Source organism: Paraburkholderia sp. MM5477-R1 (assembly GCF_050436385.1).
Taxonomy (GTDB): Bacteria; Pseudomonadota; Gammaproteobacteria; order Burkholderiales; family Burkholderiaceae; genus Paraburkholderia; species Paraburkholderia tuberum.
The window spans coordinates 194,791-220,177 of sequence record NZ_JBNDMC010000007.1 but is presented as its reverse complement, the minus strand read 5'-3'; the positions used below and the strand labels follow the sequence as shown (position 1 = coordinate 220,177).

At 64.3% G+C, this 25,387-nt stretch carries 20 protein-coding genes, 1 tRNA gene, 1 pseudogene and 1 riboswitch; of the genes and pseudogenes, 12 read left to right on the top strand and 10 right to left on the bottom strand.

Annotated elements, in window-relative coordinates; all coding sequences use genetic code 11:
* Positions 1-60: 60 nt before the first annotated feature.
* Positions 61-1,350 (bottom strand): annotated as a pseudogene (locus OKW35_RS29825) (M48 family metalloprotease); the annotation flags it as partial.
* Between the two features lie 186 nt (positions 1,351-1,536).
* Here OKW35_RS29825 and moaC point away from each other — a divergent pair.
* Both moaC and OKW35_RS29815 read left to right on the top strand, forming a co-directional pair.
* Positions 1,537-2,016: a cyclic pyranopterin monophosphate synthase MoaC gene (moaC, locus tag OKW35_RS29820; protein WP_184058346.1), complete on the top strand. Its 480-nt coding sequence runs from the start codon at positions 1,537-1,539 to the stop codon at positions 2,014-2,016.
* A gap of 31 nt (positions 2,017-2,047) precedes the next feature.
* On the top strand, positions 2,048-2,398 hold the full coding sequence (locus OKW35_RS29815) for a nucleotide pyrophosphohydrolase (protein WP_090805453.1): 351 nt from the start codon (positions 2,048-2,050) through the stop codon (positions 2,396-2,398).
* Between the two features lie 53 nt (positions 2,399-2,451).
* Here the strand turns inward: OKW35_RS29815 and OKW35_RS29810 are convergent, their stop codons facing one another.
* The 8 genes from OKW35_RS29810 to recA form a co-directional block, all read right to left on the bottom strand.
* Positions 2,452-4,236 (bottom strand): PglL family O-oligosaccharyltransferase, encoded by a 1,785-nt coding sequence (locus OKW35_RS29810; protein WP_429553945.1) that lies wholly within the window; start codon positions 4,234-4,236, stop codon positions 2,452-2,454.
* Positions 4,237-4,398: 162 nt separating this feature from the next.
* On the bottom strand, positions 4,399-5,022 hold the full coding sequence (locus OKW35_RS29805) for a pilin (RefSeq protein WP_429553944.1): 624 nt from the start codon (positions 5,020-5,022) through the stop codon (positions 4,399-4,401).
* 157 nt (positions 5,023-5,179) lie between these two features.
* Positions 5,180-5,884: a TerC family protein gene (locus tag OKW35_RS29800; protein WP_429555101.1), complete on the bottom strand. Its 705-nt coding sequence runs from the start codon at positions 5,882-5,884 to the stop codon at positions 5,180-5,182.
* Positions 5,885-6,047: 163 nt separating this feature from the next.
* A complete protein-coding gene (gene sucD, locus OKW35_RS29795; RefSeq protein ID WP_184058350.1) occupies positions 6,048-6,929 on the bottom strand; it encodes a succinate--CoA ligase subunit alpha in 882 nt (293 codons plus the stop codon).
* A 130-nt stretch (positions 6,930-7,059) separates the two neighbouring features.
* On the bottom strand, positions 7,060-8,229 hold the full coding sequence (gene sucC / locus OKW35_RS29790) for an ADP-forming succinate--CoA ligase subunit beta (protein WP_013090442.1): 1,170 nt from the start codon (positions 8,227-8,229) through the stop codon (positions 7,060-7,062).
* A gap of 55 nt (positions 8,230-8,284) precedes the next feature.
* Positions 8,285-8,959, bottom strand: a complete 675-nt coding sequence (locus OKW35_RS29785; RefSeq protein WP_429404492.1) for a DUF2889 domain-containing protein — start codon at positions 8,957-8,959, stop codon at positions 8,285-8,287.
* Between the two features lie 130 nt (positions 8,960-9,089).
* Positions 9,090-9,857 carry a recombination regulator RecX gene (gene recX / locus OKW35_RS29780; RefSeq protein ID WP_429404490.1) on the bottom strand — a complete coding sequence of 256 codons (768 nt, stop codon included), beginning with the start codon at positions 9,855-9,857 and terminating at the stop codon, positions 9,090-9,092.
* 7 nt (positions 9,858-9,864) lie between these two features.
* Positions 9,865-10,941, bottom strand: coding sequence for a recombinase RecA (gene recA / locus OKW35_RS29775; protein WP_018421721.1), 1,077 nt, complete (start codon positions 10,939-10,941; stop codon positions 9,865-9,867).
* Positions 10,942-11,195: 254 nt separating this feature from the next.
* Between recA and OKW35_RS29770 the strand changes: the two genes are divergently transcribed.
* From OKW35_RS29770 to OKW35_RS29755, 4 genes are all read left to right on the top strand, one after another.
* The gene (locus tag OKW35_RS29770) at positions 11,196-12,029 is read left to right on the top strand and encodes a response regulator (protein WP_429553943.1); all 834 of its coding nucleotides are present in this window, start codon (positions 11,196-11,198) and stop codon (positions 12,027-12,029) included.
* 9 nt (positions 12,030-12,038) lie between these two features.
* Positions 12,039-13,598, top strand: a complete 1,560-nt coding sequence (locus OKW35_RS29765) for a sensor histidine kinase N-terminal domain-containing protein (protein WP_429553942.1) — start codon at positions 12,039-12,041, stop codon at positions 13,596-13,598.
* Between the two features lie 207 nt (positions 13,599-13,805).
* Positions 13,806-15,464 carry an MFS transporter gene (locus OKW35_RS29760; RefSeq protein WP_429404486.1) on the top strand — a complete coding sequence of 553 codons (1,659 nt, stop codon included), beginning with the start codon at positions 13,806-13,808 and terminating at the stop codon, positions 15,462-15,464.
* An 86-nt stretch (positions 15,465-15,550) separates the two neighbouring features.
* Positions 15,551-15,627: transfer RNA gene (locus OKW35_RS29755), tRNA-Met, on the top strand.
* 182 nt (positions 15,628-15,809) lie between these two features.
* Here the strand turns inward: OKW35_RS29755 and OKW35_RS29750 are convergent.
* Positions 15,810-17,021 (bottom strand): MFS transporter, encoded by a 1,212-nt coding sequence (locus OKW35_RS29750; RefSeq protein ID WP_429553941.1) that lies wholly within the window; start codon positions 17,019-17,021, stop codon positions 15,810-15,812.
* 299 nt (positions 17,022-17,320) lie between these two features.
* Positions 17,321-17,420, top strand: a riboswitch (guanidine-I (ykkC/yxkD leader).
* 57 nt (positions 17,421-17,477) lie between these two features.
* Here OKW35_RS29750 and OKW35_RS29745 point away from each other — a divergent pair.
* The 6 genes from OKW35_RS29745 to uca all read left to right on the top strand — a co-directional run bounded on the left by OKW35_RS29745 (position 17,478) and on the right by uca (position 25,383).
* Positions 17,478-18,548 (top strand): putative urea ABC transporter substrate-binding protein, encoded by a 1,071-nt coding sequence (locus OKW35_RS29745; protein WP_429553940.1) that lies wholly within the window; start codon positions 17,478-17,480, stop codon positions 18,546-18,548.
* Positions 18,549-18,623: 75 nt separating this feature from the next.
* Complete coding sequence (locus OKW35_RS29740) at positions 18,624-19,436, top strand: ABC transporter permease (protein WP_429553939.1); 813 nt, start codon at positions 18,624-18,626, stop codon at positions 19,434-19,436.
* On the top strand, positions 19,433-20,224 hold the full coding sequence (locus OKW35_RS29735; protein WP_187609934.1) for an ABC transporter ATP-binding protein: 792 nt from the start codon (positions 19,433-19,435) through the stop codon (positions 20,222-20,224). Before OKW35_RS29740 ends, OKW35_RS29735 begins: the two co-directional genes overlap by 4 nt.
* Positions 20,225-20,237: 13 nt before the next feature.
* The gene (locus tag OKW35_RS29730) at positions 20,238-20,954 is read left to right on the top strand and encodes an urea amidolyase associated protein UAAP1 (RefSeq protein ID WP_429553938.1); all 717 of its coding nucleotides are present in this window, start codon (positions 20,238-20,240) and stop codon (positions 20,952-20,954) included.
* A gap of 15 nt (positions 20,955-20,969) precedes the next feature.
* A complete protein-coding gene (locus OKW35_RS29725; protein WP_184022979.1) occupies positions 20,970-21,611 on the top strand; it encodes an urea amidolyase associated protein UAAP2 in 642 nt (213 codons plus the stop codon).
* A gap of 172 nt (positions 21,612-21,783) precedes the next feature.
* Positions 21,784-25,383 (top strand): urea carboxylase, encoded by a 3,600-nt coding sequence (gene uca, locus OKW35_RS29720; protein WP_429553937.1) that lies wholly within the window; start codon positions 21,784-21,786, stop codon positions 25,381-25,383.
* Positions 25,384-25,387: the final 4 nt, after the last annotated feature.

Here is a 25,387-nt window from a genome sequence, read left to right as displayed (position 1 = left end):
CGCAGCGGCGCGCGTTCACGTCCACCCTACCCTTTCTCGTCGAGCCGCTCCTCCTTGTAGCGGCTCTCCATCTCGTGCACGCGCGCCCGAGACGAACGTCGCGCGCGCGTTCGCGAGCGAGGCCGCCGCGTCGTCGTAGCGCTCGAGCAGCATCTGCCCGTAAGCGATGCCGTACCAGTTCGCCGCGACGTTCAGCGCGGTGCGGTCCTCGATTTCCGAGCGCAATCGCGAAATCTCGTCCGCGTATTCGCTGCGCGACTGGTCCTGCAACAGACGCGAGCGCGCCCGCACGAAGCCGTACTCGGGGTCCTGATGCGGCTGCCGGTACGGCGCGCGGCGCGCGCGGTCCTCCATGTCGGCGATCCGCTCGACGGTCAGCGGGTGCGTGCGCGCATAGGCCGGAATGCCGTTTTCGTTCATCGCCGCGCGGTCGAGCCGGTGGAAGAACGTGGGCATCGCGTAGGGATCGTAACCGGCGCCGGCGAGCAGCAGAAAACCGACGCGGTTCGCCTCCTGCTCGGCCGATCGCGAGAAGCGCAGTTGGCTGTCGACCGCATACGCCTCGCTGCCGAGCGCGATCGCGCTGCCGAGGTCGCCGCTATGCGCGAGCACGCCTGCCAGCACGCCGAACAGTACACCGACGAGCGCCGCGTAGCCGCCGCGCTCGCCGTTCGAGATCATCCGCGAGATGTGCCGCTGCAGCACGTGCCCCATCTCGTGACCCAGCACCGACGCGAGCTCGGACTCCGTCTGCGTCGTCACGATCAGCCCCGTGTTCACGCCGATGAAACCGCCCGGCAGCGAAAAGGCGTTGATCTGCGTGTCGCGCACCGCGAACAGCTCGAAATCCGGACGATAACCGCCGATGTACAGCGCAGCGCGCTGGCCGCTGCCGCGAGCTTGACGGCGACCGAATTGAGATAGTCGCGCACGAGTCAGTCGTCGAGATAGTCGGGGTCGCGGCGTATCTCACGCATCACGCGCTCGCCGAGCTTGCGTTCGGCCTGTGGACTCAGCGAGCCGGCGCCGCCGCTGCCGAGATCGGGCAACTTCTGCGCGACGATCGGCGCGCGCCAGTCGTTGCTCCCGGTTTTGCCGCCAGTGCGACCGCTACCGCTGCCATTGGAAAAGCGGCTCTGCGCGCCGCCGTAGGTGCCGAACACGCCGCGCGCGATGTCGGGCGGCAGGATCGGATCGGCATGCGCGTCGCTCGGGCCGCTCACGAGCGGCGCCTCGGACGATGACGTTCCCGGCACGGTGGCCGCCCCGCCCGTCGATTGCGCGAGCGCGCCCGGCGGCATCGCGATGCGCGATGGATAGCGACGCAGCGAGGAATCGTTTTGGATGCAACGCGAAGCCGGTCTGACGAAGTCGAAAACGCCGCGCGTGGCCCGGACTAAGATAACGGGCAAGGGCGTCGCAGGACGCGTACGAGGCAAAACTCAGCGCACGACACAGCGCAAGTGGAATCAGTCGCCGCGACGATTCGAGGCCGCGCCGCACTGCTATGATAGGCGCCCTCTGAAGGAGTCAACCATGCCTGAACTCACTCATTTCGATGCGGCCGGTGACGCGCATATGGTGGACGTCGGCGGCAAGCAGGAGACTAGGCGCATCGCGATCGCGCGTGGCTCGATCCGCATGCTGCCCGACACGTTCGCGCTGATCCGCGACGGCAACGCCAAAAAGGGCGACGTGATCGGCGTCGCGCGGATCGCGGCGATCCAGGCCTCGAAGCGCACCGCCGATCTGATTCCGCTCTGTCATCCGCTCGCGCTGACACGCGTGAAGGCCGATTTCGAACTCGACGAGCAGATGCCCGGCGTGCATTGCACGGTCCAGGTCGAGACGTTTGGACGCACGGGCGTCGAAATGGAGGCGCTTACCGCCGTGCAGATCGGGCTGCTGACCGTGTACGACATGTGCAAGGCGGTGGATCGCGGCATGACCATCACCGATGTGAAGGTGATGGAAAAGCATGGCGGGAAATCGGGGGATTGGGTGGCGCAAGCTTGACGTGCGGTTCGACAACTATCCGGATAGCAACATGACCATCGACGAACTGCTCGAGCAGCTACTGGCGTTTCGCGACGCGCGCGACTGGCGGCAGTTTCACACGCTGCGCAACCTGATCGTCTCCACCGGCATCGAAGCCGGCGAGCTGTTGGAGACGATTCAGTGGAAGACCGATGCGCAGATCGACGCGCTGCTTGGCGATCCCGCGCAATCGACGAACCTCAGGCACGAGTGCGCCGACGTGTTCATGTATCTGCTGCTGGTCGCCCATACCGCCGGCTTCGATCTCGTCGACGCGGCAGCGGAAAAACTGAAGCTGAACGAAGCACGCTACCCCATCGACAAGGCGAAAGGCACGGCCGCGAAGTATTCCGAGCTTTGAACTTTGAAGGGAGGAAGCCGCGGCGCCAGCACGCCTGAGCTTCCGCGGTCCGATCAATCGTCGTCACTGTCGTCATCCGGCGTCGCATCGGCCGCCGGTGTGCCGTAGCGCTTCACCAACTGCTGCTTGAAGCCCGCGAGCGACTTCTGCTCGTCGACGAGCTGGTAGAGATAACCGAGCTGCGCCGGCCAGTCTTTCAATTCCTCGGCGAAGATCCGCAAGCGTTCGACCGTATCGAGCGCCGCCGCGGTATCGCCGGTCAGCGCCTGCAGCACCGCGTAGCGACGCAGCACCGTCTCGCCCGGCAACAGCGCGATCGCCTGCTTGTGCATCGCGAGCTTGCGCTGCAGGTTCAGCGGATTCATCGGCTGCAGCGTCGCGAGACCGTATTCGCCCCACGCGCCGAACAGGAACGACGGATCGGCGCCGTACTGCTCGGCCGGACGCGCGCCGTAGTAGAGCACCTCGGCGCGCGCATAGTCGCGATACACCGGATACAGCGCGGCGAGTCCGCCGAACACCACCACCGCGAACGCGCCGAGCGACAGATTCGCCGGCACCGCGCGCAACGGCCGTGTTTCGAGCAGGCCGAACACGAACATCGCGGGCAACAGGAAGAACATGTACTGCTGCGGATACTCGACGAGCGCATGCATCGTCAGCACGCCGATCAGCGCGATGCCGAACACGCGCGCGGCGCTTTGCGGCGCACGCGCGACGCGCACGAGCCACGCGACGAGACCCACGAGCACGATCGCAAGACCGATCAGACCGGTTTTCGCGAGCAGGTCGACGAAAATGTCGTGCGAGTTGTTGGCGATTTCGACGCCGCCCAGCTGCTTGACGAGCTCGAACTGATGGCTCGGAAATTCGCCCCAGCCGACGCCGAGCAGCGGATGCTGCTTGAACATCGTCCAGCCGTATTTCAACAGCGCGAGGCGCGGCGCGATCTGGCCGGCATCCTGGAAGCGCTCGGCCGCCGACTGCCCGAGTTCGAGGTGATAGCGCACGTTGGCCCAGCGGATCAGCGCATTGACCACGAAAAACAGCACTGCGAGCGCGACCGGCACCAGCCATTCACGGTTGCTGCGGCGCAATTGCGCTTCGTTGCGAGTCTGCGCGAAGGCCATCCAGAAGCCGGCCACGACGATCACGCCCATCTGCAGCCACGGACCCCGCGACACGGTCAGCGCGAGGCCGACCGAGAAAATCGTCGACACGAGCAGCCAGATCGGCACCGCGATGCGGCGCGTCTGCACGAGATACAGCGCGCCCGCCATCGCGAACGCAATATACGTCGCGAGGTGGTTCGCCTGCGCCATGTTGCCGAACGGCCGGCGCTCGACGGTCACGTTATACGCGACGACGAGCGGAGCCACGCGCGCCTCGAGGTGAAACAGCTGGATCACCTGACTGAACACCGCGAACAGACCGCCGACGATCAACGCCCCCGCCGCCCAGCGCAACGCGGTCTCGTCGAGCTTCACGCGCGTGAAGCCGTAGCCCACATGCACGGCCATCCACGCAGCGAGCAGGAAGCCCGCGCCGAGCCAGTTCATCGATGGCTCCGCGACCGGCAGCACCAGCGTCTGCACGACCAGCACGAGGCCGAACAGCAAGGGTACGAGCGCGACCGTGGGCGACGCGAAGCTCACGCGCGGCCGGGTGGTCGCGACCAGCAGCACGACGGCCGCCCCGGTCAGCAGAAACAGCGCGAGCGAGGTGAATTCGGCGTAGAAGGTTGGGATCGGATACGTATGGTTGGCAACCGCGTAGGGCAGGATCAACGCAAGAGCCAGCAGTACGAGAGACAGGTAGCGTGCGAAAGGGGTGGGCATCGAATCAACAGTGGGCGTCAGCAACCGGCGCACTATACAAAAATTTCGTTGCACTGTGCGCCGGTCCGGCCGAAATAGGCTGAAAATCAGCCCTTTACGTTGTGGCTTCGACTCATCCAGTCAGCGCTCGGCTGCTGTCTCGTCCACTCACTCATTTGCCCCTTATGAACGGCATTCGGGCGGCGCCAGATTCGCGGCGAGCGTCGGCGCATCGCTTGGCATCGGCCCCGAACCCGGCGCCGGCAACGACGACGCGCTCTTGCCGCTCGCAAAGCATTCCCACGTCAGCGCGCCGGTCTGCACCGCGTCCTTGCTCAACGCGACGCGCGCGCTCGGCGCATCGACGTTGTCCGGGACCGACGGCACCAGCGTCATGGTGTTTGCGCCGGCCTGCGCGACACGCGTCGAGTACGTGATCGTGATCTGACCAGTGTCGTCGTCGATCTGGATGGACTCGACGTTGCGCGTGGCGGGCGGCGACGCATAACCGCCGCTGAACGCGTTGCCGCTCGCGGCGTTTTCGGCCACCGCGAGCCGCGCCGACGCCGCGAGCGACAAGCCCTCGCCGACCCGGCTGCGCGCCAGATAGTCCTGATACGCGGGAATCGCGTAGGCCGCGATCACGCCGACGATCGCGAGCACGATCATCAACTCGATCAGCGTGAAGCCGACGCCGCAGCGGCGGCAGATGCGCGCGAACCAGCTCGCGCGCCAGCGTGCGCGGCGCGACCTACGCGTGGATTGCGTCGATTGAGAGTATGGGGAATATGGCAGGGTAACGATCATCGGCAGACTCCTGATACGAGAAACGCCTGGCCCGTGGATCGGGAACAGGCGTTTCAATCGTAGCGAGCGAAGCTCGCGCGTCACAGTCAGCCGGATGGCCAGGCTTGCATTCGGACGGCATCACGAATCAGGCAGCGATGCACCGTCAGCACCATGCTCACACCGCCGCACGTTTCGCGTTACGGCGCTTCAACAGATAACCGACGATCACGAGTAACAGCGCGCCCGCGATGCTCATCCCGTATTCGGCGACTGGCGTGTCGAGGATCGGCCAGCGGTCGCCGGCCGGGTCGTTGACCATCAGACCACCCGCGATCCAGCCGAGCAGGCCCGCGCCGAACAGTACGATGCCCGGAAAGCGATCGAGCAGCTTCAGAATCAGCCGGCTGCCCCACACGATCAGCGGAATGCTCACGACGAGGCCAAAGATCACCAAAGCCAACCGGTGCTCGTGCTCCGCGGCTTCGGCCGCGCCCGCGATCGCGATCACGTTGTCGACGCTCATCACCGCATCCGCGATGATGATCGTCTTCACCGCCGAGATCAGCTTGTCGGCCGGCTTCACGTTGTCGTGAGCGTCGTGCGCCGGCGCGAGCAGGCGCACGCCGATCCACAGCAGCAGCAAGCCGCCCGCGAACTTCAGGAACGGCACGTCGAGCAGCACGACCGCGAACGCGATCAGCACGACGCGCAGCGCGATCGCGCCGGCGGTCCCCCACACGATCCCACGCATGCGCTGCGACTGCGGCAGGTTGCGGCAGGCGAGCGCGATCACGACCGCGTTGTCGCCGCCGAGCAGAACGTCGATGACGATGATCTGAAAGACCGAGCACCAATGGAGGGTCGTGAAGAATTCGAGCATGGAAAAAAGCATAAGAAAAAATCGACCGCGCGGGCAGAACCGCGGCGCAAGCGCGGAAAAAAAAGCGGGGGAGTCTGCACTCCCCCGCTTTTCGGGACCGCCCGCTCACGAAAGGAGTTCGTAAGCGTAACAAAATCGCGCGCCAACGGCACGCGAATTCGATTTACAGCATCGCCTTCAGAAGACGCGCCATTTCCGACGGGTTCTTCGTGACCTTGATACCGCACGCGTCCATGATTTCCAGCTTCGCTTCGGCGGTGTCCGCACCGCCCGAGATCAGCGCGCCGGCGTGGCCCATGCGCTTGCCCGGAGGCGCCGTGACGCCAGCGATGAAGCCAACCACCGGCTTCTTCATGTTGTCCTTGATCCACTCAGCAGCGTTCGCTTCGTCCGGACCGCCGATTTCGCCGATCATGATGACGGCGTCCGTATCCGGATCGTCGTTGAACATCTTCATCACGTCGATGTGCTTCAGACCGTTGATGGGGTCGCCGCCGATGCCGACTGCCGACGACTGGCCGAGGCCGATCGCGGTAAGCTGGCCGACTGCTTCGTACGTCAGCGTGCCCGAACGCGACACGACGCCGATGCGGCCCTTGCGATGGATGTGACCCGGCATGATGCCGATCTTCAGCTCGTCCGGCGTGATCGTGCCCGGGCAGTTCGGTCCGAGCAGCAGCGTCTTGCGGTTTTCGCGACGCATACGGTCCTTGATCTCGATCATGTCGCGGACGGGAATGCCTTCCGTGATACAGATTGCGAGATCCAGGTCGGCTTCGACTGCTTCCCAGATTGCGGCGGCAGCGCCTGCCGGCGGAACGTAAATCACCGACACGGTCGCGCCCGTCTCAGCCTTGGCTTCAGCGACGCTCGCGTAGATGGGGATGCCTTCGAAATCTTCGCCGGCGCGCTTCGGGTTCACGCCCGCGACGTACGCTTCGCGGCCGTTTGCGTATTCACGGCAAGCACGCGTGTGGAACTGACCGGTCTTGCCGGTGATGCCCTGCGTGATGACCTTGGTGTCTTTGTTGATCAGAATCGACATGTATTGACCTCTGTTCGTTTGGCGTCGCGCGGTAGCGCCACTCGGCGCGATGCTTCACGCCTGTGTCGCTTGCGCGCCGCCACTCGTAAACCTGGCAAATGAGCTGGTAAATGCGCCGTGGACAGCTGGCTTACGCCTTGCCCGAAGCAGCCGCGACGACCTTCTGAGCCGCCTCTTCCATGCTGTCCGCCGAGATGATCGGCAGGCCGGATTCGGCGAGCATCTTCTTGCCCAGGTCTTCGTTCGTGCCCTTCATGCGGACCACGAGCGGCACCTTCAGCGACACGGCCTTCGACGCCGCGATCACGCCTTCCGCGATCACGTCGCAGCGCATGATGCCACCGAAGATGTTGACCAGAATCGCGGTCAGGTTCGGGTTCTTCAGCATGATCTTGAACGCTTCGGTGACCTTCTCGGTCGTAGCTCCTCCGCCGACGTCGAGGAAGTTCGCCGGTTCGCCGCCGAACAGCTTGATGGTGTCCATCGTTGCCATTGCGAGGCCGGCGCCGTTCACCAGACAGCCGATGTTGCCGTCGAGCGAGATGTACGCGAGGTCGAACTTCGACGCTTCGATTTCAGCCGGATCTTCCTCGTCCAGATCGCGGTACGCGACGATTTCCGGGTGACGGAACAGCGCATTCGAGTCGAAGTTGAACTTCGCGTCGAGTGCGATGACCTTGCCGTCGCCGGTCAGGATCAGCGGGTTGATTTCGGCGAGCGATGCGTCGGTTTCCCAGAATGCCTTGTACAGGCCTTGCAGGATCGCGCGAGCTTGCGGGATCGAAGCGTCGGGCACGCCGATCTTCTTCGCGAGGTCGTCTGCTTCCGAGTCCTTCAGGCCGGTCGACGGATCGACGGCAACCTTGTGGATCAGCTCAGGCGTCTTTTCCGCGACTTCTTCGACGTCCATGCCGCCTTCGCTCGACGCCATCACGACGATCTTCTGCGAAACGCGATCGATCACGAGACCGACATACAGTTCCTTCTTGATGTCGGCGCCTTCTTCGATCAGCAGGCGGTTCACCTTCTGGCCTTCCGGACCGGTCTGGTGCGTGACGAGCTGCATGCCGAGGATCTGGTTCGAGTACTCGCGAACCTGTTCCAGCGACTTGGCGACCTTGACGCCGCCGCCCTTGCCACGGCCACCCGCGTGGATCTGAGCCTTCACGACCCACACCGGGCCGCCCAGCTCTTCCGCGGCCTTGACCGCATCATCCACCGAGAAGACCGGCTTGCCGCGCGGTACCGCGACGCCGAATTTCCGCAGGATTTCCTTACCCTGGTACTCGTGAATCTTCATGCGTGATTCCCTTCAGTCTGAGAGTTGGATAGAACTTCGATTCCGTTGCCGCCGTTCAGGCCGACGCGTCGCCGCTTCGTTCGCGGGCCGCCGCGCCGTCCGACGGGGCCGCACGTTCCGCCGGACGCGGTGCATGACCATACCAGCGCGGATAAAACTGTTTCACCGCCTCGCCGTCGAAACGCAGCGCGTGGCAGCGTCCCAGCTGGAATGGCGGTTTGTCGTTGGAATGCTCGCCTGTGCCGTTGGACGATTCGTCTCCGGAACCCGCGTTCGCGCCCGGCGTGCCGTCATCGGTGTTCCATACGTCGCCGGCGAACGCCTGGATCGCGGCGGTCGGCAGGATCGCGCACAGCTCGGTGAGATGCGTGCAACCGGCCGTGCCGGCCAGCAAACGGGCAGCATCGCGACGGAAGTTGTGGAACAGATTGAGCCCGATGAGGGCACGGTAGGCGGGATTGCTGGCTTGGCACAACCCTGGATAGGGCACCCAGTCGGACGACGCCTCGGCGTTGACGACATTGAGCTTGCGATCGATGGTGATGCGAAGCCAGAGTTCATGGATCGGCTGACCATTGGGCCGGACACCCGACGCAAGCGCCACATCGCGTGGCTTTTCGTCGGTCAGGCACGCTTCCACATCCCACAGGCCATCGGCTCGCTCGTAAGCTTCCGCTCTGATTGCGCGACGATGGCGCAACTGACGGGACACTGGCGGGGAGAGCGACATGCGGGAAGGAAAGGCCGGATTGGAAAACTTCTGGAGTTTAGCATAACGGGTATTTGGGACAGCCCCGATTGCGCACGGCCTGGCGCCAGATTATGGCGCGGTAATTGCCCTACCCGTCGAGACTGGCGTGTTAGTCGCCGTCCCCGATGTCGTCGATACCCTTCAGGATCTTGCCGATCGTCGCGCCGGAGAAGCCGCGCGACGCGAGAAAGCGCGCCTGCTTCGCGCGCTCGGCCGGCGTTTGCGGCAACTGGCCGAACTTCTTGCGCCAGACCGCCTGGGCGCGCGCGAGTTCGGTTTCGCGCAATTGCACGCTCGCCTCTTCGACGAGCGCCGGGTTGAGCGCGTGTTGCTTCAGTTCGCCGAGAATGCGGCTCGTGCCGAGCCGCGATGCGCGCCGATGGATCAGGCTTTCCGCGAAGCGCGAGTCGGATAGCCAGTTTTCGGCCTGCAGCGCGTCGAGCACCGTGTCGAGCGAATCGGTTTCCTCGACGTAAGGCTTCAGCTTGCGGGCGAGGTCGGCGCGGCTATATTCGCGGCGCGACAGATAGCCGAGCGCGCGCGCTTTCAGCGAACGGGCGGGGCGTTGGGATTTTCTGTTGTCGTCTTTGTCGGACTGGCCCGGCTTCTCTTCGCCGGGTTGGCGACGCGAGCGGGTGTAGGTGACCTCGGAGGGGATTGGGGAATCGAGTCCGGAGGAATCCCGGCTGGACGACGCTGCAGCGGGCGCAGACCGCGTACGCTGCGGGCCGCGGCCCGCGGCGCGGTCATGTGCGTCGAACGGTTCGAACGGTTCGAACGGATCGCCGGACTCAGGCGATCCGTCCGCCGCGTCGCGCGGGCCGTCCGGATAGCGTCCGGAGTCGAAACCGGACAGCGGCCGGCCTTTGCGTATCACTTGATGCTTACTCTTCTTCGCCCGCGACTTCAGCGTCCGCGCCGGTCACGGCGTTCGCCATCGCGGTAACGCCCAGCGATTCGCGGATACGGTTCTCGATTTCGCGAGCGATATCCGGATTTTCGCGCAGGAATTCACGCGCGTTGTCCTTGCCCTGACCGATCCGCTCGCCGCTGTAGCTGTACCATGCGCCGGCCTTGTCGACGATCTTCGCCTGCACGCCGAGGTCGATGATTTCGCCCTGACGCGAGATGCCCTCGCCGTACAGGATGTCGAAAATCGCTTCACGGAACGGCGGCGCCACCTTGTTCTTGACGACCTTCACGCGGGTTTCGTTGCCGATCACTTCGTCGTTCTTCTTGATCGAGCCGATGCGGCGAATGTCCAGACGCACCGACGCGTAGAACTTCAGCGCATTACCGCCCGTGGTGGTTTCCGGGTTGCCGAACATCACGCCGATCTTCATGCGGATCTGATTGATGAAGATCACGAGGCAGTTCGTGCGCTTGATCGTGCCGGTCAGCTTGCGCAGCGCCTGCGACATCAGACGCGCCTGCAGACCCGGCAGCGAGTCGCCCATTTCGCCTTCGATTTCCGCCTTCGGCACCAGCGCCGCGACCGAGTCGATCACGATCATGTCGATCGAGCCCGAGCGCACCAGCGCGTCGGCGATTTCGAGGGCCTGTTCGCCGGTGTCCGGCTGCGAGACCAGCAGGTCGGCGACGTTCACGCCGAGCTTGCCCGCGTATTGAATGTCCAGCGCGTGTTCCGCGTCGATGAACGCCGCGGTGCCGCCGAGCTTCTGCATTTCGGCGACGACCTGCAGCGTCAGCGTGGTTTTACCGGACGATTCCGGACCGTAGATTTCGACCACCCGGCCACGCGGCAAACCGCCGACGCCCAGTGCAATGTCGAGGCCGAGCGATCCGGTGGAGACCACCTGGATGTCTTCGACTGCCTCACCTGCGCCGAGCCGCATGACCGACCCTTTGCCGAACTGCTTTTCGATCTGCGCGAGCGCGGCGGCGAGAGCCTTGCTCTTTTCAGCAGTCAGTCCAGCCGAGCCTTTCTTGCTTTCTTCCATGAATCGTCCTTTGCTATGATGAACGGCGTCTGAGGCAGGTGTGCACCCGTGGTTCCACTCGAATTGAGCGGAATCTCCAGGACATCACACGAAACGCAGACACTGTATAAAAAAACAGTAGTTTTGGCAAGCGCGATTGTGATGCGAACGCGCATCTTTTACTGTCGCATCGCCCCAACTACCCACAATAATGTTCGGAGACCGCTGCGCGCCGGGGCAACCCCGCGGTGCCGGCAAAGCCAGGCTGGCGCATCATGCGAATTCTGATTGCCGAAGACGACAGCATACTCGCGGATGGTCTGGTTCGATCACTCCGCCAATCGGCCTATGCGGTCGATCACGTGAAAAGCGGCGTAGAAGCCGATACCGCGTTGTCAATGCAGACGTTCGACCTATTGATCCTCGATCTGGGCCTGCCGCGCATGTCCGGGCTCGAGGTGCTGCGCCGCCTGCGCGCGCGCAATTCGAACCTGCCCGTGCTGATCCTGACCGCCGCCGATAGCGTCGACGAACGCGTCAAAGGCCTCGACCTCGGCGCCGACGATTACATGGCCAAGCCCTTCGCGCTGAACGAACTCGAAGCGCGCGTGCGCGCGCTGACACGGCGCGGCGCGGGCGGCGGCCCGACCGTCGTGCGGCATGGCTCGCTGTCGTTCGATCAGGTGGGCCGCATCGCCTACGTCAACGACCAGGCGATCGATCTGTCCGCGCGCGAACTCGGGCTGCTCGAAGTGCTGCTGCAACGGATCGGCCGGCTGGTCTCGAAAGAGCAGCTCGTCGACCATCTATGTGAATGGGGCGAGGAAGTCAGCAACAACGCGATCGAAGTCTACGTGCACCGGCTGCGCAAGAAGATCGAACCGAGCGGCGTGCGCATCATCACCGTGCGCGGGCTCGGCTACTGTCTCGAAAAAGCGGCGCCGCCGGCGAATGCGAGCGCGCCCGCCACCCCGGCCGGCTCCGAGCCTCAGACGGCACAAGCGGCACAAGCGGCACAAGCGGCACAAGCGGCACAAGCGGCACAAGCGGCACAATCGTCCACCGCGCCGTCGTCCACCGCGATGCCGGCGAGCCACCACTACAAATAGAGGCCAGCGATGTCCGCACGCGCTGATCGCGCCACGGCGCACGCTGCGGACCTCGACGAGGCGCGCGACGCGCGCTACGCCAATCCGTTCGCCCCGCCCGACGAAACCGAAGCCGCCGCCGAAGCGCGTCCGCGCTCGCTGTTCGGCGAAATTCTCGACTGGATGCTCGCGCCGCTGCTGCTGCTGTGGCCGATGAGCCTCGCGGTCACCTATCTGGTCGCGAAGTCGATCGCGAACGGGCCGTTCGACCGCGCGCTCGAAACCGACGCCTACGTGCTCGCGCGCCAGATCCATCCGGTCAATGGCGTCGCGGAGCTGTCGCTGCCCGAGTCGACGCGCGATTTCCTGCGTGCCGACAACGTCGACAGCGTGTTCTTTCAGGTGCTCGGCACGCGCGGCGAGCTCGTGGCCGGCGAGCGCGACATGCCGCTGCCGCACGAGGAGGACCGCCCGCCACCGGGCCTCGTCGAATTCCGCGACGACGTGCTGCGCGGCAACGACATCCGCGTCGCCTACACGACCGTCGAGTTTCCGCAGACGCCGGGCGCGCAGGCCGTGCTCGTGCAGGTCGCCGAAACGCTCGACAAGCGCAGCCAGCTCGCCAACGACATCATCAAGGGCGTGATCCTGCCGCAGTTCGTGATCCTGCCGCTCGCGATCCTGCTAGTGTGGTTCGGACTGTCGCGCGGGCTCGAGCCGCTGCATGCGCTGCAGGCGCATATCCGCGCGCGCCGGCCGGACGATCTGTCGCCGCTCGAAGCGCGCCGCGCGCCGCCGGAAATCGAGCCGCTCGTCACGTCGTTCAACGATCTGCTCACGCGCCTCGAACAGAACATGGAGTTGCAGAAGCGCTTCATCGCCGACGCCGCGCATCAGATGAAAACGCCGCTGGCCGGCCTGCGCACCCAGGCCGAGCTCGCGCTGCGCCAGAACGCGTCGGCCGAGGTTCGTCGCTCGCTCGAACAGATCGCGACGAGCTCCGAGCAGGCCGCGCGGCTCGTCACGCAATTGCTCGCGCTGGCGCGCGCGGAGAACCGTCGGTCGGGGCAGATCTTCACGCCGCTCGAACTCGGTGAACTCGCGCGCAGCGCGGTGCGCGAATGGGTGCAGGCCGCGCTCGCGAAGCAGATGGACATCGGCTACGAAGCGCCCGACGAGCCGGTCGAAGTCGCCGGCAATCCGGTGATGCTGCGTGAAATGCTGTCAAACGTGATCGACAACGCGATCCGCTATACGCCGGCGGGCGGCCGCATCACCGTGCGCGTGCGGCACGACGCCCCCGCGCGGCTCGTGCACCTGGAAGTCGAGGACACCGGGCTCGGCATTCCGGCCAGCGAGCGCTCGCGTGTGGTCGAGCGCTTTTACCGGATTCTGGGCCGCGAGGGTGACGGCAGCGGCCTCGGCCTCGCGATCGTGCGCGAGATTGCGGCAATGCACGGCGGCGAGCTCGCCATCGACGACAACGTCTACCAGGAGTCACCGCGGCTCGCCGGCACACTGGTGCGCGTCAGCTTGCACGTGCTCGAACGGGGCGGGACTTACCCTAACGCGCCTCTATCGTCAGCTTGACGGTCAGCGTTTTTTGAGATATTTCAGCGTGGATTACGGGAACATACCAGCACATTAACGGAAATTGAACGCCGATTCGTCGACTTACCGGACTACCCCAGGTTCAGGCGCCGAGTCAGAACGCCGTAAGTTTCCACTCCAATAATCGGTTGCACGGGAACGGCTGTGCCGGCGATCCGTGGATATATCAATATTGGAGACGACAATATGGCTACCGTTGGCGGGCAAATCTCGCGCGTGCCGATGACGCGCGATGAGAAGCGGGTGATCTTCGCATCGTCGCTGGGTACGGTTTTCGAGTGGTACGACTTCTATCTGGCCGGCTCGCTTGCGGCCTTCATCAGCAAGAGCTTCTTCTCCGGCGTCAATCCGACCGCGGCGTTCATCTTCACGCTGCTCAGCTTCGCGGCGGGCTTCGCGGTGCGGCCGTTCGGCGCGATCGTATTCGGGCGGCTCGGCGACATGGTCGGGCGCAAGTACACGTTTCTGATCACGATCATCATCATGGGCCTGTCGACGTTCCTCGTCGGCTTCCTGCCGGGCTACGCGGCGATCGGCATCGCTTCGCCGGTGCTCTTCATCGCGATGCGCCTGCTGCAGGGTCTCGCGCTCGGCGGCGAGTATGGCGGCGCCGCGACCTACGTGGCCGAACACGCGCCGGCGAACCGCCGCGGCTTCTACACCGCATGGATCCAGACCACCGCCACGCTCGGTCTGTTTCTGTCGCTGCTCGTGATTCTCGGCATTCGCACGTTCATGGGCGAAGACGCCTTCGGCGCCTGGGGCTGGCGCATTCCGTTCGTCGTGTCGATCCTGCTGCTCGCGGTGTCGGTGTGGATTCGCCTGCAACTGCATGAGTCGCCGGTGTTCGCGCGCATCAAGGCCGAGGGCAAGACCTCGAAGGCGCCGCTTTCCGAAGCGTTCGGCCAATGGAAGAACCTGAAGGTCGTGATTATCGCGCTGCTCGGCCTGACGGCCGGCCAGGCTGTCGTCTGGTACACGGGCCAGTTCTACACGCTGTTCTTCCTCACGCAGACGCTGAGGGTCGACGGCTCGAGCGCCAACATCATGATCGCGCTCGCGCTGCTGATCGGCACGCCGTTCTTCCTGTTCTTCGGCTCGCTGTCGGATCGCATCGGCCGCAAGCCGATCATCATGGCCGGCCTGCTGATCGCCGCACTCACCTACTTCCCGCTGTTCAAGGCGCTCACACACTACACGAACCCGGCGCTCGAAGCGGCAACCGCGAAGTCGCCGATCGTCGTGATCGCCGATCCGGCCGAGTGCTCGTTCCAGTTCAACCCGGTGGGCACTGCGAAGTTCACGAGCTCATGCGACATCGCGAAGGGCGCGCTGTCGCGAGCCGGCCTGAACTACGACAACGTCGCGGCGCCTGCCGGCACGATCGCGCAGATCCGCGTGGGCGATACGGTCGTCAACACGTTCGACGGCCGCGCCGGCGACGCGAAGGAGCAAGCCAAGACGTTCGAGAAGACGCTCGCCGCGACGCTGAAGGCCGCCGGCTACCCGCCGAAGGCTGATCCGGCTCAGATCAACTGGCCGATGAGCATCGTGATTCTGACGATCCTCGTGATCTACGTGACGATGGTCTATGGGCCGATCGCGGCGATGCTGGTCGAGATGTTCCCGACGCGTATCCGTTATACGTCGATGTCGCTGCCGTATCACGTCGGCAATGGCTGGTTCGGCGGCTTCCTGCCGGCCACCGCGTTCGCGATCGTCGCGGCGAAGGGCAACATCTACTCGGGGCTCTGGTATCCGATCATCATCGCGTTGGTCACCTTCGTGATCGGCATGCTGTTCGTGCGCGAAACCAAGGACTCGGATATCTACGCGAAGGATTGAGTGGACCGACAGCCTGGGCTATCTGAAAAAGTTGTGAGCCGGGGGTTGACAGCCTCCGGTGGCCCCAGCATAATCTCGCTTCTTTCGGCGAATTAGCTCAGTCGGTTAGAGCGACGGAATCATAATCCGCAGGTCCGGGGTTCGAGTCCCTGATTCGCCACCAGCTTCAAGAAAAAGCCGCTGTCCCACAAGGACAGCGGCTTTTTTGTTTTGAAACGCTGCCACGAAGCCTGACGACCGATGAGCATCCGAGTTCAGGCAGACGCAGCGACACACCACTCAACGTTGGGGAAATAGCGGCAACAATGCGCGCATTTTCCAGACGGATACCCCGGCTATGCCACGTTAGCTCAGGTCGTGAAGAGATTGAGCCGGTGTCGGGTGAAAGAGCAGCAGCACCACGGTCATCAGACCGAAGGCTGCGCCCGCATAAAAGGTCGTGGCTGCGCCCAGACGTTCCCACAACTGGCCTGCGATAACGCTCGAAACCAGCGTCACGATGCCGCTCAACAGATTGAAGAAACCGAACGCAGTCCCGCGCAGATGCGCTGGTGCCGTGTGCGCGACCATCGTAGCGAGCAGGCCTTGCGTCATCCCCATGTGCAGCCCCCACAGCGCTACGCCTACGACGACTATGCTCCAGACGGTGCCGTGTGCAAGCACGAGGTCGGCGCCAATCAACACGATCAGACCACCTATCAGCAGCCGCGTATGCCGCATCGTGTCCGCGAGCTTCCCGAACGGATAAGCGGACAGCGCGTAGACGACATTCATTGCCACCATGACGAGCGGAACGAGCGCAATCGGTACGCCGCTGCCCATCGCACGAAGCACCAGAAAAGCCTCGCTGAATCGCGCCAACGCAAAAACGGCGCCTATCCCTACGACCCACCAGTAGTCCAAACCAAGCTCCCTGAGACTCTGCCACCGCACAGGATTGCTTCTTTTGGCGCGAGGCTCGTGCTCAGGCTCCGTGATACCAAACGTCAACAGCGCGACCGCGAGCACACCGGGAATGACGGCAAGCCAGAAGGCAAGCCGAAAATTATCCGCCCATATCAGCATGATGAGAACGGCCAGCAGCGGTCCGAGGAACGCACCGACCGTATCGAGCGACTGGCGCAGGCCGAAGGCCGCGCCACGCAGGTGCTGCGGCGTGACATCCGCGATGAGTGCATCGCGAGGCGCACCGCGAATGCCCTTGCCGACACGGTCAATGACGCGCGCCGTCACCACGACTCCAACCGACGACGCAATGGCAAAAAGCGGCTTGCTCATTGCGCCGAGCGAATACCCTGCTACGGCGAGCCACTTTCGGTTGCCGAGGTAGTCACTCAGCGTTCCCGAAAACACCTTGACCATCTGGGCCGTGGCCTCCGCAATGCCCTCGATGAGCCCAATCGTGCCGGCGCCGGCGCCAAGGCTTGCCAGCAGAAACATCGGCAGCAGGCTGTGGATGATTTCGGAAGAGATGTCCATGAAAAGACTCACGCATCCTAGAACCCACACACTGCGTGGAATCTGCCGGACGACATTGACTTGTGGTTCGTTTCGCATTCGATAGGGATGGCATCAAATAACAGGTTCGAACGGCGCGGACGCATGCGAGCACCAAGGCAGCCCGCTACGACCGTTGCATCTTGTCTGGCATCGCTGAGTCGGATACCCGTCCTCTCACGCCCGAATCGAGTGCACTCCCTGACACACATCAGTGCACACCTTCCCCGCCCCAGGGCAAAAACTTGCCCTTCGCCGCACAAAGCTAACGACCAACCCGCGGTATGGCCCCTGGCACACTTCCCGCTTTAAAGAGCGCGCAAGGAGCCGGCGCAACCTCCGGTTCGACAGACAATCTGGAAATGGACGGCTAGGGTTCCGGCCTGCTTCACGCAGGTGCTGGTCCGAGAGCTGTCGACCTCAGGCGAGGTTACACGGCGGGACAAAAGCCCGGGAGAGAACGCGATGTTTGCGCTGCTCCCTGCCGTCGCTAACCGTCCCCTCCGAGGTCAACCCATGTTCAAGCTCGTTCGCTGTCTTGGCATTGCCGCCGTCTCCCTCGCCACCTTCGCCTCGAGCCCCGCGTTCGCCGCGGGCCGCAACGACTTCAAGGTCTGCTGGACCATCTACGCCGGCTGGATGCCGTGGGGTGAGGCGAAAACCCAGGGCATCGTGTCCAAATGGGCCAGGAAATACGGCATCAATGTCGACGTCGTGCAGCTGAACGACTACGTCGAGTCCATCAATCAGTACACGGCCGGCAAGTTCGACGGCTGCGCGATGACCAACATGGACGCGCTCACGATTCCCGCCTCCGGCGGCGTGGATTCGACGGCCCTGATCGTCAGCGACTATTCGAACGGCAACGACGGCGTGCTGATGAAGGGCAAGGGCAAGCAGATCGCCGACCTGAAGGGGCAGCAGGTCAACCTCGTGCAGTTTTCCGTCTCCCACTACCTGCTCGCACGCGCGCTCGAAAGCGCTCACATGAGCGAGCGCGACCTCAAGGTCGTGAACACCTCGGATGCCGACATCTCGGGCGCATTCGCGACCCCCACGGTTCACAACGCGGTCACCTGGAATCCGATGCTCGCCGATCTGAAGGCGCAGCCGAACGTCAGCGAAGTCTTCGACTCCAGCAAGATCCCCGGCGAAATCATGGACATGATGGTCGTCAACACGAAGACGTTGCAGCAGAACCCCGCCCTCGGCAAAGCGCTGACCGGTGCATGGTTCGAAATGGTCGCGCTGATGCACACGGACTCCGCGGCCAGCACGTCCGCGCTGAGCGCGATGGCGAAGGCCTCGGGCACCGATCTCGCCAACTTCAAGGGCCAACTGGCGACGACCGCCCTCTTCTATTCGCCGCAAGCCGCGCTCGACTTCGTCACCAGCGCCGACATGCCGAAGATCATGACGCGCGTCGCGAAGTTCTCTTTCGATCACGGCCTGCTCGGACAGGACGCGAAGAGCGCGGACGCGGTCGGCATGGCGTTCGACAAGGGCGTCGTGGTCGGCAACAAGAACAACGTCAAGCTGCGTTTCGATCCGACCTACGTCGCGATGGCGGCCGCGGGCAAGCTCTGACACGGACCGTCCAGGCACTCGCCGGGGGCTCGCTATCGCGGGCTCGCATCCCAGCTTTCCAACCAGGCGCTCACCATGCGACTCATCAATCGACATCCGAGCCGGATCGGCGGCTTGATGCTGCTTCTGCTGCCGTTCGTCGTGCTGTTCGCGGTCTACTTCACCGGGTCCTCGATGCGACTCTCGCTCAATCCCGATGACAAGCTGCTGCCGAGCGCGGCGCAAATGAGCGACGCGGTGAGGTCGGCCGCCTTCACCGAGGACAAGCGCACCGGCGAGTATCTGTTGTGGACCGACACGCTGTCGAGCTTGCGGCGGCTCGGCATCGGCCTTGTCGTCAGTGCCGTGATCGCACTGGTGGCCGCGATCGCGACCGGTTCGTTGCCGCTCGTCAGCGCGACGCTGTCGCCATTCATCACCGTGATCTCAATGGTGCCGCCGCTGGCGGTGCTGCCGGTCCTGTTCATCGTGTTCGGGCTCGACGAGTTGTCGAAGGTCGTGCTGATCGTCGTCGGCATCACGCCGGTGATCATTCGCGATCTGCATGCTCGCGCCCGCGAGATTCCGGCCGAGCTGTGGGTCAAGGCGCAGACGCTCGGCGCCACCAGCTGGACGCTGATTCTGCGTCTGGTGCTGCCGCAACTGCTGCCGCGCCTGCTGGCGGCGACGCGTCTTTCTCTCGGCGCGGCGTGGCTCTTTCTGATCGCCGCCGAAGCGATCGCGTCGACCGATGGCCTCGGCTACCGCATCTTTCTCGTGCGCCGCTATCTGTCGATGGATCTGATCCTGCCGTACGTCGCGTGGATCACGCTGCTCGCATGGCTCACCGACGAGCTGCTGCGCCGGATCACGCAATGGTGCTTCCCGTGGTACGGAGGCGCGCGATGATCGAAGTCCGCAACGTCTGGAAAGAGTACGGCGACCAGGTCGTGCTCGAGCGTTTGAATCTGACCGTCAAGGAAGGCGAGTTCTGTTCGATGGTCGGCGCGTCCGGCTGCGGCAAGTCGACGTTTCTGCGCCTGCTGCTGGGTCAGGAGCGCGCGACGCGCGGCGAGATCCTGCTGGACGGCAAGCCGCTGCCCGGCGAACCGGACCGGCATCGCGGCGTCGTGTTTCAACGCTACTCGGTGTTCGACCATCTGAGCGTGTTGCGCAATGTGATGCTGGGGCTGGAGCTTCCACAGGCGAAGTTCACCGGCCGGCTATTCGGTGCCCGTCGGCGCGCGGCGCGAGACGAGGCAGCGGCCATGCTCGAGCGCGTCGGGCTGGGCGCTGCGTTGAACAAGTTTCCGCAGCAGCTGTCGGGCGGCATGCAGCAACGCCTCGCGATCGCGCAGGCGCTGATGATGAAGCCTCGCGTGCTGCTGCTCGACGAACCGTTCGGCGCGCTCGACCCCGGCATCCGCAAGGACATGCATGAGCTGCTCTCCGACCTGTGGCGCGAAGCGAAGCTCACGATCTTCATGGTCACGCATGACCTGAAAGAAGGCTTCACGTTGGGAAGCCGCGTGCTGGTTTTCGACAAGGTGCGCGTCGACCCGCAGGCGCCGGGCGCCTATGGCGCGCGCATCACCTACAACATTGCGCTCGACCGTAGCCGCGATTCCATGTCCGCCGTGCAGATCGCCGAGGCTGCCGTGCGAGGCGCATCGCATATCGAACTGGTCTCCGACTGAAGGGAACTCAGGTATGAACTCAGATACGACCTTATTGCTTGAAGAAACCGTCCCAGGCGGCGGCCATACGTCGCTGATCGTCAAGCGTGGTCGATCACTGCGCATTACCGACCTGCGCGGCCGTGCGAACGTCAGCGTGATGATGGTCAACGCGACGGAAAAGAGCGAACGGCTCAATCTGCCGGATTCGTTGAAGTGCCAGCACACGGCCAGGCTCACGGTCGGGCACTGCCTGTACTCCGACATGGGCCGCGTGCTTGCCGCGATCGTCGCGGATACCTGTGGCTGGCACGACAGCATCGGCGGTGTGTCGAATGCCGACGAGGTTCGCGAACGATACGGCGCGGGCCGCTACCAGGAGCTGCGCAACGCGTTCTATCGCAACGGCACGGACAACCTGCTCGTCGAAATGGGCAAGTGGGGACTCGGCATCACTGACCTGCTGATGACGCTCAATCTGTTCAGCCGTGTCGATGTCAGCGACGACGGCGTTCTCAGTTTCGTGCCAGGAAACTCAAAAGCCGGCAACTACGTCGAGCTCTACGCACCGATGAACACGCTCGTCGTGCTCACCGCGATCCAGCACCCGCTCGACCCGAACCCCGAGTACGCGCCGAGGCCCGTCAAGCTCGAGTTGAGCGACGCGCGGCCCGAGGTCGCCGAAGTGTGCCGCACCGCATGCGAAGAGAACGCACGCGGTTTCATCAACACAGAACGCTTCTTTCTTTGAGCGAAGGCCACGCTTATGACCAGCACGCTTATCGTCAGCGACAAACGTCCGGAAACCGCGGTCTATCGCGAGACACTCGCCGCCGGCGAGCCGTGGCTTCACGAGGTGAAGGCCGGGCAAACGCTGCGCATCGTCGATCTCGAAGGCAACCAGGCGGTCGACACGCTGTTCTACAGCCTCGCCGATCCGCGCGAGCGCTTCGACCCGCAACGCACGTTGCGCCGGCAAAAGAGCCTCTACCTGACGACGGGCTCGGTGCTGTACTCGAACCTCGGCAAGCCGATGCTGACGATCGTCGCCGACACGTGCGGCCGCCACGATACGCTCGGCGGCGCCTGCGCGCAGGAGAGCAACACGGTGCGTTACGCACTGGAGAAGCGCTACATGCACAGCTGCCGCGACAACTTCCTGCGTGCCTGCGCTCACGACGGCCGCCTGTCGAAGCAGGACATCGGCGCGAACGTCAACTTCTTCATGAACGTGCCGGTCACGGCCACGGGCGGGCTCAGCTTCGAAGACGGCATTTCCGCGCCGGGCAAATACGTCGAATTGCGCGCGGAGATGGACGTGATCGTACTGATCTCCAACTGCCCGCAGCTGAACAATCCGTGCAACGCCTACAACCCGACGCCCGCGGAGCTGCTGATATGGAATTGAAGCGCATCCGCCACTGGCTTTTTCTCCTCATGCTGGTTCGCTCGGGCCGGTACTTCAGCCGTACGCGCGAAGAACTGATCCAGACGCATCGCTGACGCGACTTCGGCCGTGGACGACCACGGCCGGCCATTCCCACGGCGGGACGGCCCGCCTTCGAATCAACACACCTTCCATGTTCGAGAAGATTCTGATCGCCAATCGCGGCGCTATCGCGTGCCGCATTCTCAGGACGTTGCGCGAACTCGACGTCACCGGCGTCGCCATCTATGCGGAAGCCGACCGAGCGAGCCGCCACGTCAGCGAAGCGCCTGTCGCGCATGCGCTCGGCGAGGGTCCGGCCGCGCTGACTTATCTCGACGTGGCCAAGATCCTCGCGATTGCGCGTCGCGAAGGCGTGCAGGCGATCCATCCCGGCTACGGCTTCTTATCGGAGAACGCGGCGTTCGGCGAAGCCTGCGAAGCGGCCGGCATCGCGTTCATCGGACCGACACCCGCGCAGCTTCGCGCGTTCGGCCTCAAGCACACGGCCCGCGAAATCGCGGCCAACGAGGGGGTGCCGATGCTCGAAGGCACCGGGCTGCTCGCGGACTTGCCGGCGGCGCTCGCGGCGGCACAGGCCATCGGCTATCCGGTGATGCTGAAGAGCACCGCGGGCGGCGGCGGCATCGGCATGCGGGTGTGCTGGAACGCCGACGAACTCGGCGCCCATTTCGATGCCGTGAAGCGTCTCGGCGAAAACAATTTCAGCGATGCCGGCGTGTTTCTGGAGAAGTACATCGAACGGGCGCGGCATCTGGAAGTGCAGGTATTCGGCGATGGCAAAGGCGACGCGCTCGCGCTTGGCGTGCGTGACTGCTCGGTGCAGCGGCGCAATCAGAAGGTGCTCGAGGAAACGCCCGCCCCCTGCCTGCCGGACGGCATTCAGGCCGCGCTCTGCGAGGCAGCGGTCAAGCTCGCGAAAGCCGTCGACTATCGCTCCGCCGGCACCGTCGAATTCGTGTACGACAGCGCCGCCGAACAGTTCTACTTCCTCGAAGTCAATACGCGTCTGCAGGTCGAGCACGGCGTCACCGAACAGGTGTGGGGCGTCGACCTCGTGCGTTGGATGATCGAGCTGGCGGCCGGCACGCTCGCGCCGCTGAAGGACCTGGCGGCGAGTCTAACGCCGCGAGGGCACGCGATCCAGGCGCGACTCTACGCGGAAGATCCGGGGCGTGATTTCAAACCGAGTCCGGGCCTCTTGACCGAGGTCGCGTTCCCCAATGCCGACGGGCGCGCATTGCGCATCGATACATGGATCGAGGCCGGTTGCGAAGTGCCGCCGTACTTCGACCCGATGCTCGCGAAAGTGATCGCGTGGTCGCCGACTCGCGATGAAGCGCGCGATGCGCTCGACGCTGCGCTGCGCAACACCCGACTCTACGGCGTCGAGACGAATCGCGACTATCTGCGCCAGATTCTGCGCGACCGGCCGTTTGCGTCGGGCGAACCGTGGACTCGATGTCTCGAAGGGCTCAGGTATCGGGCCAGCACGGTCGAAGTCGTCAGCGGCGGCACGCAGACGACGGTGCAGGACTATCCCGGCCGCCTGGGCTACTGGGCAGTCGGCATCCCGCCGTCGGGGCCGATGGATGACCGGGCGATGCGGCTCGGCAATCGCCTGCTCGGCAATGCGGCCGACGCCGCCGCTCTCGAAGTCACGATGAGCGGGCCGACGCTGCGCTTCAACACGGATGCCGTGGTCGCCATCACCGGCGCGCAGGTTCCGGTGCTGCTCGACGATGTCGCTCAGCCGCTGAACACGAGCCTCCATGTGCCGGCGGGTTCGACGCTTGCGCTCGGCACGATACGCGGCGCGGGCGCGCGCGCTTATCTGTGCGTGCGCGGCGGCTTCGACGTCGCACTGTATCTCGGCAGCCGCAGCACCTTTACGCTCGGCCAGTTCGGCGGACATGGCGGCCGCGCGATCCGCGCGGGCGACGTGCTGCATCTTTATCCGCTCGGCGATGCGCAGGCCGGCGCGGCGCTCGTCGACGCGCCGACGCTCGACGGCGTGCGCACCGTTCGCGTGATCTATGGCCCGCACGGCGCACCCGAATACTTCAGCGCCCGCTATATCGCGCAGCTGCTCGACACCGAGTGGGAGGTTCACTTCAACTCCAGCCGTACCGGCGTGCGCCTGATCGGACCAAAACCCGAGTGGGCGCGCGAGGACGGCGGCGAGGCTGGACTGCATCCGTCGAACATTCACGACAATCCGTACGCGGTCGGCGCCGTCGACTTCACCGGCGACATGCCCGTGATTCTCGGACCCGACGGCCCGAGTCTCGGCGGCTTCGTCTGTCCGGTGACGATCATCGAGGCGGACCTCTGGCAGATCGGCCAGTTGAAAGCAGGCGACAAGATCCGCTTCGCGCCCGTCGAAGTCGAACAAGCGCGTGAGGCTGCGCGTGAGCGTCGTCGGGAACTGGAGAGCCTCGAGATTGCACCGGGTGCGCCGAGCGAACGAAGAGCATCGCTGACGTCGCCGATCGTGCTCGATACCGGGGCGGACCGCGACAGACTCGTCGCACGTGTATCCGGCGACACACATCTGCTGCTCGAAATCGGTCCAGCAGAGCTCGACCTCGTGGCACGGTTTCGCGGACATGCGCTGATGCAGTCCCTCGAAGCGCAGCATCTGACTGGCGTCATCGATCTCACGCCGGGCATCCGTTCGCTGCAGATCCACTACCGGCCCGAGGATCTGCCGCTCGCCAGGTTGCTCGACATCGTCGCGCGGGCGTGGGACGAGGTCCTGTTGCAGAAGGATCTGCGCGTGCCGTCGCGGGTCGTTCATCTGCCGCTGTCATGGGACGACCCCGCGTGCCAGCTCGCGATCGAAAAATATATGACCACCGTGCGCAAGAACGCGCCGTGGTGCCCGAGCAACCTCGAATTCATTCGCCGCATCAACGACCTCGACTCCATCGACGCGGTCAGGCAAATCGTCTTCGATGCGAGCTATCTGGTGATGGGCCTCGGCGACGTGTACCTCGGCGCACCCGTCGCGACACCGCTCGACCCTCGTCACCGGCTGGTCACGACGAAATACAACCCGGCCCGTACGTGGACCGCGGAGAACTCGGTCGGCATCGGCGGCGCGTATCTGTGCGTGTATGGCATGGAAGGGCCTGGCGGCTATCAATTCGTCGGCCGCACGTTGCAGATGTGGAATCGCTACCGCGAAGTCGCGGATTTCGCCGGACAGCATTATTTGCTGCGCTTCTTCGACCAGATTCGTTTCTACGAAGTATCGGCCGACGAACTGTTGCGCATCCGCGCGGACTTTCCGCTTGGGCGTTTTCCGTTGCGGATTGAAGAGTCCGAGCTTTCGTTGCGGGACTATCAGGCGTTTCTCGCTAGCGAATCCGCCAGCATCGAGCAGTTCCGTTCAAGACAGCAGGCGGCCTTCCAGGCCGAGCGCGAGCGGTGGCGTGAAGCGGGCACCTCGGAAGTCACGTTCGAGACGCCGGTCACCGAAGACACTCAGTTAGCTCCGCTTCACGACGGCGAAGTCGCCGTGGACAGCGAGATCGCCGGCAGCCTCTGGCAAGTCAAGGTGAAAACCGGCGACGCGGTCGACGCGGGCGACGTGCTGCTCATCATCGAGTCGATGAAGATGGAAATCTCAGTGTGTGCGCCGTGCGCCGGAACGGTCGGCGAGATCTACGTGGCGCCGGGTTCGCCCGTGCGCGCGGGGCAACGCGTCGCCGTCGTCGAACGTCACTAATTAT

Bases quoted from the DNA above. Each gene is read 5' to 3' on its own strand.
- moaC (WP_184058346.1), top strand. From the start codon at position 1,537: ATGCCTGAACTCACTCATTTCGATGCGGCCGGTGACGCGCATATGGTG.
- OKW35_RS29815 (WP_090805453.1), top strand. From the start codon at position 2,048: ATGACCATCGACGAACTGCTCGAGCAGCTACTGGCGTTTCGCGACGCG.
- OKW35_RS29810 (WP_429553945.1), bottom strand. From the start codon at position 4,236: ATGCCCACCCCTTTCGCACGCTACCTGTCTCTCGTACTGCTGGCTCTT.
- OKW35_RS29805 (WP_429553944.1), bottom strand. From the start codon at position 5,022: ATGATCGTTACCCTGCCATATTCCCCATACTCTCAATCGACGCAATCC.
- OKW35_RS29800 (WP_429555101.1), bottom strand. From the start codon at position 5,884: ATGCTCGAATTCTTCACGACCCTCCATTGGTGCTCGGTCTTTCAGATC.
- sucD (WP_184058350.1), bottom strand. From the start codon at position 6,929: ATGTCGATTCTGATCAACAAAGACACCAAGGTCATCACGCAGGGCATC.
- sucC (WP_013090442.1), bottom strand. From the start codon at position 8,229: ATGAAGATTCACGAGTACCAGGGTAAGGAAATCCTGCGGAAATTCGGC.
- OKW35_RS29785 (WP_429404492.1), bottom strand. From the start codon at position 8,959: ATGTCGCTCTCCCCGCCAGTGTCCCGTCAGTTGCGCCATCGTCGCGCA.
- recA (WP_018421721.1), bottom strand. From the start codon at position 10,941: ATGGAAGAAAGCAAGAAAGGCTCGGCTGGACTGACTGCTGAAAAGAGC.
- OKW35_RS29770 (WP_429553943.1), top strand. From the start codon at position 11,196: ATGCGAATTCTGATTGCCGAAGACGACAGCATACTCGCGGATGGTCTG.
- OKW35_RS29765 (WP_429553942.1), top strand. From the start codon at position 12,039: ATGTCCGCACGCGCTGATCGCGCCACGGCGCACGCTGCGGACCTCGAC.
- OKW35_RS29760 (WP_429404486.1), top strand. From the start codon at position 13,806: ATGGCTACCGTTGGCGGGCAAATCTCGCGCGTGCCGATGACGCGCGAT.
- OKW35_RS29750 (WP_429553941.1), bottom strand. From the start codon at position 17,021: ATGCGAAACGAACCACAAGTCAATGTCGTCCGGCAGATTCCACGCAGT.
- OKW35_RS29745 (WP_429553940.1), top strand. From the start codon at position 17,478: ATGTTCAAGCTCGTTCGCTGTCTTGGCATTGCCGCCGTCTCCCTCGCC.
- OKW35_RS29740 (WP_429553939.1), top strand. From the start codon at position 18,624: ATGCGACTCATCAATCGACATCCGAGCCGGATCGGCGGCTTGATGCTG.
- OKW35_RS29735 (WP_187609934.1), top strand. From the start codon at position 19,433: ATGATCGAAGTCCGCAACGTCTGGAAAGAGTACGGCGACCAGGTCGTG.
- OKW35_RS29730 (WP_429553938.1), top strand. From the start codon at position 20,238: ATGAACTCAGATACGACCTTATTGCTTGAAGAAACCGTCCCAGGCGGC.
- OKW35_RS29725 (WP_184022979.1), top strand. From the start codon at position 20,970: ATGACCAGCACGCTTATCGTCAGCGACAAACGTCCGGAAACCGCGGTC.
- uca (WP_429553937.1), top strand. From the start codon at position 21,784: ATGTTCGAGAAGATTCTGATCGCCAATCGCGGCGCTATCGCGTGCCGC.